This is a genomic window from Pseudomonas sp. V88_4, from assembly GCF_029967985.1.
Classification (GTDB): domain Bacteria; phylum Pseudomonadota; class Gammaproteobacteria; order Pseudomonadales; family Pseudomonadaceae; genus Aquipseudomonas; species Aquipseudomonas glycinae.
On sequence record NZ_JASCAF010000046.1, the window covers coordinates 104,509 to 118,235 of the forward strand.

Here is a 13,727-nt window from a genome sequence, read left to right on the forward strand (position 1 = left end):
GTGCAGCACCAGCGCATGACGGCTTTGCAGACTGCCCTGCGGGTTGTCGCAGGGCAGATCCAGTACCGCGCCATCGAGTTGTTGCTTCCAGAATCCGAGTTCAGCCTGCAGCGCTTCGGTCGCGGCATAAGCTTGCAGATGTTCGCCCCAGGTCTTGTAGGCGCTGGTTTTCGCCGGCAGCTTGATGGCGGTTTTTTGCGCTGCCTGTTGATAAGCCAGTTGCAAGTCTTCCAGCAGAATCCGCCACGACACACCGTCCACCACCAGGTGATGCACCGCCAGCAACAGACGCTGACTGCCATCGGCGACGGTCGCCAGCACCGCGCGCAGCAGCGGGCCGTTTTGCAGGTTCAGGCTTTGTTGGGCCTTGGCGTACAGCGCTTGCAGTTCGCCGTCGGCCAACTTGTCGGCGGTCCACAACAGTTCCGGATCGTGCGCAATTGGCGCGACTTCGGCACGCCAGCCTTCGGCGCTTTCGACGAAGCGCGAACGCAGGCCGTCGTGATGCGCGAGCAACGCGTTCAGCGCTTGCAACAGCGCCTCGGCGTTCAGGGTTTGATGACTGCGCAGCAGCACCGCCTGGTTCCAGTGGTGACGCTGGGGAATCGGGTCCTCGAGGAACACTTGCTGGATCGGCAGCAACGGCAGCTCGCCGGTGACCGGGCCCTGATCGATGCTCACGCCACCACCGCCCTGCTGCGCCACGCTGGCCAGACCTTGCACGGTCTGGTGCTGGAACAGGTCGCGGGGGCTGAAATGAATGCCGGCCTGACGGGAGCGGCTGACCACCTGAATCGAGATGATCGAGTCACCGCCCAGCTCAAAGAAGTTGTCGGTGAGGCCGACCTGTTCAAGCTTGAGCACGTCCTGCCAGATGCCGGCGATTTTCTGCTCCAGCTCGCTGCGCGGCGCGACAAACGCCTGCTGCATCTGGCTGGCGTCCGGCGCCGGCAAGGCCTTGCGGTCCAGTTTGCCGTTTGGGCTCAGGGGCAGTTCGGCGAGGAACAACAGCTGCGTCGGCACCATGTAGTCCGGCAGGCTGTCCTTGAGCTGAGCCTTGATCGCTTCCCGCGCGGCGCCTTGTTCGTCGGCCGTCGCTGCAACCACGGACGTGTCTTTTGGCACTACGTAAGCCACCAGTTGCAGGCTGCTGCCGCCCTGCACCGCCAGCACCACGGCTTCGCTGACGTCGTTCAGTTCCAGCAGGCGCGCTTCGACTTCGCCCAGCTCGATACGGAAACCACGGATCTTCACTTGATGGTCAACCCGGCCGACGTATTCGATCTGGCCGAGGGCGTTGTAGCGCGCCAGGTCGCCGGTGCGATACAGGCGCGCCCCAGTGCTGGAAAACGGATCGGGAATGAAGCGTTCGGCAGTCAGATCGGCGCGCTGGAAGTAACCGCGCGCCAGCAATTCACCGCCGATCAGCAGCTCACCGACCACGCCGACCGGGGTCGGCTGGCCATCAGTATCCAGCAGATAAGTGTGACGGCCCGGCAGCGGCTGGCCGATCGGCATTGTCAGTGGCAACGGCTGGCGACCGAACACGTAGTCGCTGCAATCGAGGGTGGTCGCGGTGACAGTGGCTTCGGTCGGGCCGTAGGTGTTGAGCAGTCTGACGTGCTCGAGCCCGGCCTGACGCCAGGCCTGCACGCCTTCCGGCGGCATCGCTTCACCGCCGCTGTGCACCTGACGCAGCGCCGCGTAGTCGCGCGGGCCGGCGGCGGCGAATTCCTTGGCGATCATGTTCCAGTAAGCGGTGGTCAGGTCCATGACCGTGATGCCGTGCTCAACAATGTTCCGGTACAGGGTTTCGCTGTCCCACACTTCGTTACCGCGCAGCACCACCGAGGCGCCGCAGGTCAGCGGGCCGAACAGCTGCTCGCCGAAGGCATCGAAGTTGAAGGTCGCAAATTGCAGCGCGCAATCGGCGGCGCTCAGGTCGTAGTAATGCTGCGAGGCGAACGCGTGTTTGCTCAGGGCACCGTGGCTGATGCCGACGCCTTTCGGGCGACCGGTCGATCCGGAGGTGAACATCACGTAGGCCAGGTTGTCGGCCCACACGGCGCGTTGCGGGTTGCTTTCTTCGGTGTGCGTCCAGACTTCGGCCTGATCCAGGCACAGGCTCCGGACGTTCTGCGGTACCGGCAAACGGTCGAGCAAATGACTTTGGGTCAGCAGCAAGCGGCTGCCGCTGTCTTCGATCATGCACAGCAGGCGATCACGCGGGTATTGCGGGTCCAGCGGCACGTAAGCGCCACCGGCCTTGAGCACGGCAAGGATGGCGACGATCAGTTCCAGTCCGCGATCCACTGCCACGCCCACCAGCACGTCCGGGCCGACACCTTGCGCCAGCAACGTGCGCGCCAGGCGATTGGCCCGGGCGTTGAGCTGTGCATAAGTCAATCGCTGGCCGTCGAAAATCAGCGCGACGGCATCCGGCGTCAGCTCGGCCTGGGCTTCGAACATCTGATGCACCGGGCGTTCGCTCGGCCACTGGGTATCGTGGCGGCCCCACTTCTGAGTCAGTTGTTCCAGCTCGGCCGTTTCCAGCAGCGCGATGTCACCGACACGCTGCTGCGGATCGCTGACGAGGCTGCGCAGCAAGTTCGTCCAGTGACGCGCCATGCGCTCGACGGTTTCAGGCTCGAACAGGTCCGTGGCGTAGGTGAACGCCGCGTGCAGTTGCCCGCCCTTCTCGTAGGTATCCAGGCTCAGGTCGAACTGGGTGCTGCGGCTCTCCCATTCGATGACGCCCAGTTCCAGACCGCTGCCGACCTTGAGCGTGGTGACGTCGGCGACTTCCGGCTGGTGGTTGTACATCACCTGGAACAGCGGGTTGTAACTGAGGCTGCGCTCCAGTTTCAGCGCCTCGACCAGACGTTCGAACGGCAAGTCCTGGTGGGCCTGGGCGCCGAGGGCGGTTTCCTTGAGGTCACGCAGCAGATCAGCGATGGAGGTCTGGCCGTCCAGTTCGACACGCAGCACTTGAGTGTTGACGAAGAAGCCGATAAGCCCTTCGATTTCCCGGCGGTTGCGATTGGCGATCGGCACGCCGACGCGCAGGTCGGTCTGGCCAGTGTACCGGTGCAGCAGAATATTGAAGGTGCCGAGCAACAGCATGAACAGCGTCACGCCGTGCTGACGGGCGATGCCGCGCAGTTGCTCGACCAATGCAGCGTCCACCACGCTTTCCAGACGCTGGCCCTGATTGCTCGGCAGCACCGGGCGCGGGCGATCCACCGGCAATTCCAGCACCGGGTGTTCGTCACCCATCTGCGCCAGCCAGTAGTCGAGTTGACGCTGCTGTTCGCCGGCCTCCAGCCAGCGGCGCTGCCACAGGGCGTAGTCGCTGTATTGCACCGCCAGCGGCGGCAGTTCGGCAGCGCGGCCTTGATCGTGGGCGTCATAGAAGCGGCAGAACTCGTCGATCAGCACGTTCATCGACCAGCCGTCGGAGACGATGTGGTGCAGCGTCAGCAGCAACACATGTTCCTGCTCGGCCAGTTGCAACAGGCGCACCCGCAGCAGCGGGCCGTTGGCCAGGTCGAACGGCAGCAGCGATTGCTCCTGCGCGGCAGCAGCCACACGGGCTTCACGTTCGGCGGCGGGCAAATCGCTGAGGTCGATGCGCTGGATGTCCAGCGGTTGTTGCAGCGGCACTTGCAGCAGGCTGTCGTCAGGCTGCTGCTGGAACACCGTGCGCAGGGTTTCGTGGCGTTCGATCAGGCTGGCGAAGGCTTGTTCCAGCGCCGGCTGGTTCAGGCGACCGGTCAGGCGCACCGCCGCCGGCAGGTTGTAGGCGCCGCTTTGCGGGTCCAGGTGCCAGAGAAACCACATGCGCTGCTGGGCATAAGACAGCGCCTGCCGGTCCTCGGCCTCGACGCCTGCGGGAATCGGGAACCGGGAAAAATCCACCCCTTCTTTCGCCAGGGCAGCCAGGAACATCCGGCGCTTTTCCAGGGGCAACCCGATAAACCGGCGAGCGAGTTTCAAGGAGTCTTCTGCATTCATTTCTTGGCATCCGGATCAGTAGGCAGGCAGCACAAAGGCACGTCGTCCCTATAAAACGAATGCAGACCGGAAAAATTAGCGATTGAGAAGAAGTGTCAGAGGGGTAGCTGCAAGCTCGAAGCTGCAAGCCACAAGAGGAAGCGACTGCGGGCAGAGAGCCTGCAGTCGCCAGTTGAAACTCAGGCGCTGACGGCCAGCGCGTGGCGACGGTGATGCACCTCGAGTTGATCCTTGATCACCTTGAGCACTCGGGCTTCGTGTTCATGAATGAAGAAGTGCCCGCCGGCCAGCATGTCCACCGAGAAACTGCCCGAGGTTTCCTTGCTCCAGCCGATCAATTGCTCGGTGGTGGCCTTGTCGGCCTTGCCGCCGAGCACATGCACCGGGCATTTGAGCAGCGGGCGCTGCAACGGCTGGAACTTGCCGCACAACAGGAAATCCGCGCGCAGGATCGGCAGCGTCAGGCTCATCAACTCTTCGTTGGCCAGCACTTCCTCGCTGGTGCCGTTGAGCGTGCGTAACTGGTCGATCAGCTCGGCGTCGGTCTTGGGGTCGGCAAAACCGCGGTCGTAATCGGCGCGCATGGTCGGCGCAGCGGTGCCCGAGGCGAACAGCGCCACCGGTTCCGGACAGCCCAGCGCCCGCAGCGCATGGGCGATTTCGCAGGCCATCAGCGCGCCCAGGCTATGGCCGAACAACGCATACGGGGTCTTGAGCGTCGGGCGCAATTCCCTGGCCAGTTGCATCGCCAGTGCGCGCATGTCGGTGTGCAGCGGTTCGTCGAACCGTGCGCCGCGCCCCGGCAGTTCCACCGGTTGCAGTTGCAGCCATTGCGGCAGCTTCGGCCGCCAGCGGCTGTAGACCATGGCACTGGCGCCGGAGTACGGCAGGCACAGCAAGGTCAACTTGTTGGTCACCACGCTTCCCTCGAAAAAATGTCTCTTCAAAAGGGTACGGATCAACGGCCGGGCAAATTAGTCGAGGGTGGCTAAATTTCCCCGGCAAACCCTCGTTAACCGTTCAGGCCAAAACAACAACGAGGATTCACCGTGGACCTGCAGACCATCCTGGGCAAGCTGTTCGCCAATGCCAGCGCCGTCGGCATCGAAGGCGTTTTCCAATTCGTGCTGGGTCCACAGCTGGCGTGCTGGTCCGAGGTCAAGGCCAGCAGCCGCACCGAGGCCGGTCGCCACCCGAATCCGGACGTGACCATTGAAGTGGCGCCAAACGATTTTGCCGGGATCATGAGCGGCACCGCCAACGTCGAGGAACTGTTCGCCAGCGGTCGGTTGAAGATCGGCGGCAACATGGGCCTGGCGACGATGCTGCCGCAGATCATCGACCAGGCCCGCTACGGGGGGGCGCCGGCGCAAAAGGTCGACATGAACAAGCGCTATCCGACACCGCCGCGCCGCAGTGAAAGCATCACCGCCGCACGACCGGTGCAGACCGTCGTCGAGCGCCGGCCGCGCAGCGAACTGTCGTGTCAGGAATTCGAGGAGCGCTACCTGCCCTTCGGCACGCCGGTGGTCATCAACAATGCCTTGCACGACTGGCCCCTGTTCAAGCTCAGCCGCGAAGAGTCGCTGGTGCATTTCGCCGAACTGCAAGGCATCACCCGCCACGGCGATTACGTGAAAAAAACCTTCTCCACCGAACGGGATTTCCGCTCCACCTCGATGGCCGATTTCATCGCGTCGCTGGACAGCCCGGCGGTCAAGGGCGCGGACGGCGAGCCACCGGCATACATGGGCAACAACATCCTGCCGGCCGCGCTGATGCAGCAAATTCAATACCCGCCCTACTTCGATGCTTCGCTGTTCATCCCGCCACGGATCTGGATCGGCCCCAAGGGCACGCTGACGCCGCTGCACCGCGACGACTCCGACAACCTGTTCGCCCAGGTCTGGGGCCAGAAGAAATTTACCCTCGCCGCGCCCCACCATCGCGAAGCGCTGGGCACCTGGTCCACCGCGCCGGAAGGCGGCCTGGACGGTTGTGATTTCAACCCGGATGCGCCGGACTATGAGCGCTTCCCCGCCGCACGCGACGTGACTTTCCTGCGCGTGACGCTGGAGGCCGGCGATCTGCTGTTCCTGCCCGAGGGCTGGTTCCATCAGGTGGAGTCAGTATCGACGTCGCTGTCGGTCAACTTCTGGGTGAACTCGGGCCGGGGCTGGTAACCGGGATTATTTGAGGTGACGAAAGCTCTGCACCGCAGAGCCCAGCACCACCGCACCGGCGGCAATCGCCAGCCAGAAACCGCTGCGCGCGCCAAAGGCATCCACCAGTGCGCCGGAGCCGGCAGCGCCGATGGCCACGCCGATGCTCAAACCGGTGACCAGCCAGGTCAGACCTTCAGTGAGCTTGGCCGGCGGCACGATGCGCTCGATCAACGCCATGGCCACGATCAGGGTCGGCGAGAAAAACAGCCCGGCGATGAACACCGCCACGGACAACCCGAGGATGTTGGTCGCCAGCAACAACGGCAGCGTGGTCACCGCCGTCGCGATCCCGCCATACAGAAACAGCCGCGGCAACGGCAGTTTCGAGCGCATCGCACCGAAGGCGATACCGGCCAGACAGGAACCGATGGCGTACACCGACAACACGATGCTGGCCGCCGCCGGCTGGCCCTGCTGCTGGGCGAACGCGACGCTGACCACATCCACCACGCCGACAATCACGCCCATGGCGAGCATCAACGCCAGCAGCCATTGCACGTCGGTGGAACGAATGATCGAGCCCTGATGCTGCGATTCGTGCGGATGCACCGGCGGCTCGGTGCTGCGCTGGGCGACGAACGCCGTGACGCCAATGGCCAACATCAACAGCGCCGCCAGCGGCCCGGCCTCGGGAAACACGCCGACGCACAACCCCACCGACAACGGCGGGCCGACAATAAAGCAGACTTCGTCGAGCACCGACTCCAGCGCATACGCGGTCTGCAACTGCGGCTGGCCGCGATAGATTTCGGTCCAGCGCGCCCGCGCCATCGCCGACATGCTCGGCATGCAACCGGCCAGTGCGGCGCAGACAAACAGGGTCCAGGTCGGCGCCTGCAAACGGGTGCACAGCAGCAACATCAGCAGCGCGCCCCCGCCGATCAGCGCCGCCACCGGCAGCACCCGCCCCTGGCCGAAACGGTCCACCAGCCTTGAAACCTGCGGCGCGCAAAACGCCGTGGCCAGCGCAAACGTCGCCGCCACCCCACCCGCCAACGCATAGCCGCCGGTCAATTGCGAGAGCATGGTGATCACGCCGATGCCGGTCATGGAAATCGGCATGCGCGCGATCATCGCGGCCATCACAAAAGCCCGGGCGCCTGGGGCGTTGAACAACTCGCGGTAAGGGTTTGCCATCGGATGCAGCCTCATCAGGGGCGGCCAAGTTGCCACAAAGCCTGACGGGCGGGGAAGCGAGGAATTGTTGGTGGAGTGTGAAGTCCCTGTGGCGTGCAGGGCCAATCGCTGCCGCATAAAGCTGTCGATGATTTCATATACGCGGATGAACTCTCGCCGCCGCCCATCAGTCAGCTAAATAAGCCCTCAACCCAAGGCGCGACCCTGCATGCAGATTTCCCTCGCCCGTCAGGTGGCACTAGTCACCGGCGCCAGTTCCGGCATCGGCCACGGCGCCGCCAAAGCCCTGGCCGCCGCCGGTGCCGCCGTGGTTATCAACTACAACCGTCAGGCCGAACCCGCCGAAGCGCTGGCCCGGCAGATCGTCGCCGACGGTGGACAGGCCATCGCCATCGGCGCCGATGTCTCGAAGGAAGAAGACGTAGAGCGATTGTTCCAGCAGACCCTCGATACCTTTGGAACGCTGGACATTCTGGTGGCCAACTCCGGCCTGCAAAAAGACGCGGCGGCTGTGGATATGTCGCTGGCCGACTGGAGCGCGGTGATCGGCGTCAACCTCACCGGCCAGTTCCTCTGCGCCCGCGCCGCGCTGCGGATCTTCAATCGCCAGGGTATTCGCGAAGGCGTGTCCCGGGCCGCCGGCAAAATCATCCACATGAGTTCGGTGCACCAGCGCATTCCCTGGGCTGGGCACGTCAATTACGCAGCGTCCAAGGGCGGCGTCGATCAGTTGATGCAGACCCTGGCCCAGGAAGTCAGCCACCAGCGCATCCGCATCAACGGCATCGCGCCGGGGGCGATCCGCACGGCCATCAATAAGGACGCCACCGAAGGCGACGCCGCGCAGGACCTGCTCAAACTCATTCCTTACGGGCGCATCGGCGATGTCGAGGACGTGGCCAACGCGGTGGTGTTTCTCGCCTCCGATGTCTCTGACTACATCGTTGGCACCACCCTGTTCATCGACGGCGGCATGAGCCTCTATCCGGAGTTCCGTGGCAATGGCTGAGCATCAATCCGAACGACAAAGCCCCATCGACGCCCACGGCATCATTGGCGACCTGCGCAGTGCCGCGCTGGTCAATGACAAGGGCAGCGTGGATTTTTTCTGCTGGCCGGAGTTCGACAGCCCGTCGATCTTCTGTTCGCTGCTAGACACACCCGATGCGGGGATTTTCCAGCTCGCCCCGGACCTGCCCGATGCCCGGCGCGAACAGATTTACCTGCCAGACACCAACGTCCTGCAGACCCGCTGGCTCAGCGACCTCGCCGTGGTGGAAATCACCGATCTGCTGCCCATCGGCGACAACGACGATGCCTTGCCGCTGTTGATGCGCCGGGTGCGAGTGGTCAGCGGACAGGCGACGTTTCACCTGCGCTGCGCGGTTCGGCATGACTACGCCCGCGCTGAAACCCGCGCCGTCATCGATAAACAGGATGTGCTGTTCAGCGCCAGCGGGCAGCCGACACTGCGGCTGGCCTCGGATCAAGCCTTGAGCGTCGATCACGATGCGGCGGTCGGGCAATTCACCCTCAAGCAGGATGAAACGGCGGCGTTCATGCTCGGCGCCAGCGACGATCCGCGTTTCGCCGAAGGCGCCGCGCAGTTGTGCATCGAGCGCACGCTGAAGTTCTGGCGCGACTGGATCGGCAAGTCCAACTATCGCGGTCGCTGGCGGGAAATGGTCAACCGCTCGGCCCTCGCCCTCAAGCTGCTCACCTCGCGCCAGCACGGCGCAATCCTTGCTGCCGCCACCTTCGGTCTGCCGGAAACACCCGGCGGCGAACGCAACTGGGACTATCGCTACACCTGGATCCGCGACGCCTCCTTCACCGTCTACGCCTTTATGCGCCTGGGCTTTGTCGACGAAGCCAACGCCTATATGCGCTGGCTGCGCGGGCGGGTCAGCGATTGCCGCGGCCAATCATCAATGAAGCTGAATATCCTTTACGCCATCGACGGCCGCCAGGAGTTGCCGGAAACCGAACTCACGCATTTGTCCGGCCATGGCGGTGCGAAACCGGTGCGCATCGGCAATGGCGCGTACGACCAGATCCAACTGGATATCTTCGGTGAACTGATGGACGCCGTTTATCTGGTCAACAAGTACGGCGACGCGATTTCCCACGAAGGCTGGAAACATGTGATGGAAGTGGTCGATCAGGTCTGTGAGACCTGGCAGACCAAGGATGTAGGCATCTGGGAAATGCGCGGTGAGCAACATCACTTCCTGCATTCGCGGCTGATGTGCTGGGTGGCACTGGACCGGGCGATCCGCCTGGCTTCGAAACGCTCGCTGCCGGCACCGTTCGCCCGTTGGGACCAGACCCGTCAGGCGATCCACGCCGACATCTGGGACAACTTCTGGAACGCAGAGCGTGGGCATTTCGTGCAGTACCAGGGCGGCACCGCACTGGATGGCTCGATGCTGCTGATGCCGCTGGTACGCTTCGTCAGCGCCAAGGATCCGAAATGGCTCGCGACCCTGGAAGCCATCGAGAAACATCTGGTGCGCGACGGCATGGTTTACCGCTATCGCAACGATGATGCCGGCATCGACGGTTTGTCCGGCACCGAAGGCGCGTTCGCCGCGTGCTCGTTCTGGTACGTCGAATGCCTGGCCCGCGCCGGGCAAGTGGAAAAGGCCCATCTGGAGTTCGAGCAACTGCTGCGTTATGCCAATCCGTTGGGGCTTTATGCGGAGGAATTCGACAATCGTGGCCGGCATCTGGGCAACACGCCCCAGGCGTTGACCCACCTGGCGCTGATCAGCGCGGCGAGTTTTCTCGATCGCAAATTGAGTGGGGAGAAAAATTACTGGCAACCGTAGTCATCCTTCTTCGCCAGTGCCTGTAAGAAAGATCCCAACTCCAATCGCCGTTTGTAGGATGGCCACCTACGAACGGCAAACACCCCCGAGCCTTGCGGTTGAAGGGCTGGCCCACACAATCGATTCCTTTCGATACAACTTGTTGATGGCACGCCCTACAAAAACCTGCCAACCCCGTGTAACGCTTGGCCCGCAACTCGCACTTACACGCCGAAATACCTTGTTGCCAGCTGTTACATCCCCCCCTACCATCCACCGCAACGGGCACAGCGGAGCTGTCCAATAAAAACCCGATTCAAGGAACCAGAATGAGCCAACGCATCCACCGCCCCATCGCGTCCCCATTGAGGTCTGGCCTGACCCGCGACGAACTGTGGGAAGCCGCCGACAAGGGCCTGATCAAATGCTGGGAAATCGGCCGCCAGCGCGCCACCCGCTTCCCCGACCTCGCCCAGCGCTGCCGCGCCGATGAATTGCCGGTACTGGGCTGGAAAGGCGGGGTCAGTCGCAGCCTGAAGAAGAATGAAAAGTACGGATCGCTGAAATACCTCGCCCAGTGGCAAGGGTTGCGCGGGGAAGATCTGGATATTGATCTGGGTGCCGAGCGGGTCATAACCTGCTCGCGGACGAAAATGGTGGTGACGTTTACGCCGGATCGCAGCAAGTATTTCAATCAGGTGGCGGAAGCCGAAACTTGAGGAATCCCGTATGACCCGAGCCGTGATGCAGTTTTGCAAGACTGAAAGTCTGACCATCGCCTATGAGCATCACGGCCCGGAAAACGGCACGCCGGTCATCCTGCTGCACGGTTTCCCCTACTCTCCCCGCGCCTACGACGAAATCACCCCGCCCCTCGCCGCCAAGGGTTATCGGGTAATCGTGCCGTACCTGCGCGGTTACGGGCCGACCCGTTTCAACAGCCAGTACACGCTGCGCTCCGGCCAGCAAGCGGCGCTGGCGCAGGATCTGCTGGAGCTGATGGATGCGCTGGGCATCGAGCAAGCGACGTTGTGCGGTTATGACTGGGGCGGTCGGGCGGCGTGCATTGTGGCGGCGTTGTATCCCGAGCGTGTGCGCGGTTTAGTGACGGGCGACGGCTACAACCTGCAAGACATTCCGAATTCGATCCGGCCGCTGGATCCTGCGAGCGAGCATCGCTACTGGTATCAGTACTACTTCCATACGCCCCGTGGCGTTGAAGGGCTGACGCAGAATCGACGGGCGCTGTGCGAGTTGCTGTGGCAGTTGTGGTCACCGACCTGGGCGCGGAACGCCGAGCGTTATCCGCTGAGCGCGCCGGCGTTCGACAACCCGGATTTCGTTGAGGTGGTGATTCACTCTTATCGTCATCGCTTCATGTATGCGCCGGGCGATCCGGCGCTGGAAGGGATGGAGCAGGCGCTGGAGAAACAGCCGGCGATCGGCGTGCCGGCGATTTCGCTGTGCGGTGCCGATGATGGCGTTGGCCCGGCGCCGGCGGACGATGAAGATGCCCATCACTTCACTGGGCCTTATGAACGGCGAGTGCTGGCGGGAGTCGGGCATAACATTCCCGAGGAAGCGCCGGGCGAAACGCTCAAGGCATTACTGGATCTGCTCCAGCGCTGACCGAAAACCGCTCCCGATACGCCTGCGGCGTCACCCCCATGGCCCGCAGGAAGCTGCGCCTTAGGGTCTCTTCACTGCCAAATCCACAATTGGCCGCGACCCGCTTGATCGGCAATCCGGTATCGCTCAACAACCGGCGCGCGGTTTCAACGCGGATCAGTTCGATGGCCCGGGCCGGGGTCTGGCCGGTGTCGGCGCGGTAGTGACGCACGAAGCTGCGCTCGCTCATGCCGGCCTGTTCGGCGAGGGTCGGGATGCCCAGATCGCAGGTCAGGTGCTCGGCAATCCACGCGTGCAGATCGTCGAAGCGGTTGCCCTGTTTTTGCAGCGACAGCGTCACGCTGAATTGCGACTGCCCGCCCGGTCGCTTGAGGAACACCACCAGTTGCCGGGCGACGTCCAGGGCCATGTCGCGACCTAGGTCGTCTTCGACCATGGCCAGCGCCAGGTCGATGCCGGCGGTGACGCCCGCCGAGGTCCAGACCGGGCCGTCGTTGATGAAGATCGGATTCGGCTCGACCTGTAATTGCGGGTGTTGCTGCGCCAGTTGTTCGCAACGAGTCCAGTGGGTGACGACCCGGCGACCGTCGAGCCAGCCGCTGGCCGCCAACAGAAATGCTCCCGTGCAGACCGAAGCCACGCGCCGGCAGCAGTTGGCGTGTTCACGCACCCAACTCACTAACTCAGTGTCTTCGGCAGCGGCATAAACGCCCCAGCCGCCGGCGATGATCAGGGTATCGCTGGGCTGCTGCGGCAGCGGCTCGGCCAGCATCGCCAAGCCGGCCGAAGAGTTGACCGCCCCGCCGCCGCTGGCGATGACCGTTGGTGCGTACGGCGCAGGCAAACCCTGCTGGCGGGCGATATCGTTGGCCGAGGCGAAGACCTGCAACGGCCCGGTGACATCGAGCAATTGCACATTGGCGAACGCGAGGACGTGGATGGTTTTCGGCATTTGGCGTAATTCGTGGGCTGATTGGCGTATGCGCCAAAACCTACGCGCCTACAGTGAAGCCGTCTACCCCCTTTTCACGGAGAAGAACCATGGCGTTGCAGATCGGTTTTCTGTTGTTTCCCCAGGTGCAGCAACTCGACCTGACCGGCCCGTACGACGTGCTGGCCTCGTTGCCGGACGTGCAAGTGCACCTGATCTGGAAGGATCTGGTGCCGGTCACCGCCAGCACCGGGCTGGTGCTGAAACCGACCACCACGTTCGAGGACTGCCCGGATCTGGATGTGATCTGCGTACCCGGCGGCGCCGGAGTCGGGCCGTTGATGGAAGATGAGCAGACGCTGGCGTTCATCAAGGCGCAAGCGGCGCAGGCGCGTTACGTGACGTCGGTGTGCACCGGTTCGCTGGTGCTTGGGGCGGCGGGTCTTTTGCAGGGTAAACGGGCGACTACGCACTGGGCTTATCACGATCTGCTGCCCACACTGGGCGCGATTGCGGTGAAGGATCGGGTGGTGCGCGACGGCAATCTGTTTACCGGGGGCGGTATCACGGCGGGGATCGATTTTGTCCTGACCCTGGCGCAGGAACTGGTCGGTGTCGATACGGCGCAACTGGTGCAGTTGCAGCTGGAATATGCGCCAGCGCCGCCGTTTGATTCGGGCAGCCCGGAGACGGCGCCGGGTGCGGTTGTTGAAGAGGCCCGCAAGCGCGCGGCACCTTCGCTGAAGCTGCGCACTGAAATCACCGAGCGCGCGGCGGCAAGGCTCAATCTGCGCTGACATTTCAGCCTTATACAAATCCCTGTGGGAGCTGGCTTGCCAGCGATGGCGTCTGCACAGTCGATATCTTCATTGACTGACTCACCGCTATCGCTGGCAAGCCAGCTCCCACAAGTCTCAGTGTCAGCCACGGCTTTGGGTGTTGTCCCGGTTTCTCGCCGCAACTTCACTTGTCCCCTCGCCC

The 13,727-nt window shown here is 63.4% G+C and carries 10 protein-coding genes (1 of these 10 running past the window's edge); 6 read left to right on the forward strand and 4 right to left on the reverse strand.

What is annotated here, in order from left to right; all coding sequences use genetic code 11:
* Both QLG12_RS25195 and QLG12_RS25200 read right to left on the reverse strand, forming a co-directional pair.
* A protein-coding gene (locus tag QLG12_RS25195; protein ID WP_282475405.1) for a non-ribosomal peptide synthase/polyketide synthase crosses the window boundary here: on the reverse strand, window positions 1-4,014 show its 5' end (the start). The gene continues 8,397 nt to the left of window position 1, outside the view; only the first 4,014 of its 12,411 coding nucleotides appear in the window; its start codon is at window positions 4,012-4,014; its stop codon lies off the left edge, out of view.
* 179 nt (window positions 4,015-4,193) lie between these two features.
* Complete coding sequence (locus QLG12_RS25200; protein WP_282475406.1) at window positions 4,194-4,931, reverse strand: alpha/beta fold hydrolase; 738 nt, start codon at window positions 4,929-4,931, stop codon at window positions 4,194-4,196.
* Window positions 4,932-5,063: 132 nt separating this feature from the next.
* Here QLG12_RS25200 and QLG12_RS25205 point away from each other — a divergent pair, with 132 nt between their 5' ends.
* Window positions 5,064-6,197: a cupin-like domain-containing protein gene (locus tag QLG12_RS25205; RefSeq protein WP_282475407.1), complete on the forward strand. Its 1,134-nt coding sequence runs from the start codon at window positions 5,064-5,066 to the stop codon at window positions 6,195-6,197.
* A gap of 6 nt (window positions 6,198-6,203) precedes the next feature.
* On the opposite strand, the gene QLG12_RS25210 is transcribed toward QLG12_RS25205, so the two are convergent.
* Window positions 6,204-7,376: an MFS transporter gene (locus QLG12_RS25210; protein ID WP_282475408.1), complete on the reverse strand. Its 1,173-nt coding sequence runs from the start codon at window positions 7,374-7,376 to the stop codon at window positions 6,204-6,206.
* A gap of 208 nt (window positions 7,377-7,584) precedes the next feature.
* Here QLG12_RS25210 and QLG12_RS25215 point away from each other — a divergent pair, with 208 nt between their 5' ends.
* From QLG12_RS25215 to QLG12_RS25230, 4 genes are all read left to right on the forward strand, one after another.
* Window positions 7,585-8,385, forward strand: coding sequence for an SDR family oxidoreductase (locus QLG12_RS25215; RefSeq protein WP_282475409.1), 801 nt, complete (start codon window positions 7,585-7,587; stop codon window positions 8,383-8,385).
* Window positions 8,378-10,207 carry a glycoside hydrolase family 15 protein gene (locus tag QLG12_RS25220; protein ID WP_282475410.1) on the forward strand — a complete coding sequence of 610 codons (1,830 nt, stop codon included), beginning with the start codon at window positions 8,378-8,380 and terminating at the stop codon, window positions 10,205-10,207. Before QLG12_RS25215 ends, QLG12_RS25220 begins: the two co-directional genes overlap by 8 nt.
* Before the next feature lie 308 nt (window positions 10,208-10,515).
* A complete protein-coding gene (locus QLG12_RS25225; RefSeq protein ID WP_282475411.1) occupies window positions 10,516-10,905 on the forward strand; it encodes a hypothetical protein in 390 nt (129 codons plus the stop codon).
* 10 nt (window positions 10,906-10,915) lie between these two features.
* A complete protein-coding gene (locus QLG12_RS25230; RefSeq protein WP_282475412.1) occupies window positions 10,916-11,815 on the forward strand; it encodes an alpha/beta hydrolase in 900 nt (299 codons plus the stop codon).
* Here QLG12_RS25230 and QLG12_RS25235 read toward each other — a convergent pair.
* Window positions 11,784-12,767: a GlxA family transcriptional regulator gene (locus tag QLG12_RS25235; RefSeq protein ID WP_282475413.1), complete on the reverse strand. Its 984-nt coding sequence runs from the start codon at window positions 12,765-12,767 to the stop codon at window positions 11,784-11,786. The genes QLG12_RS25230 and QLG12_RS25235 overlap by 32 nt on opposite strands.
* An 89-nt stretch (window positions 12,768-12,856) precedes the next feature.
* Between QLG12_RS25235 and inhA the strand changes: the two genes are divergently transcribed.
* Complete coding sequence (gene inhA / locus QLG12_RS25240; protein WP_282475414.1) at window positions 12,857-13,543, forward strand: isonitrile hydratase; 687 nt, start codon at window positions 12,857-12,859, stop codon at window positions 13,541-13,543.
* The last annotated feature ends 184 nt before the right edge of the window (window positions 13,544-13,727 follow it).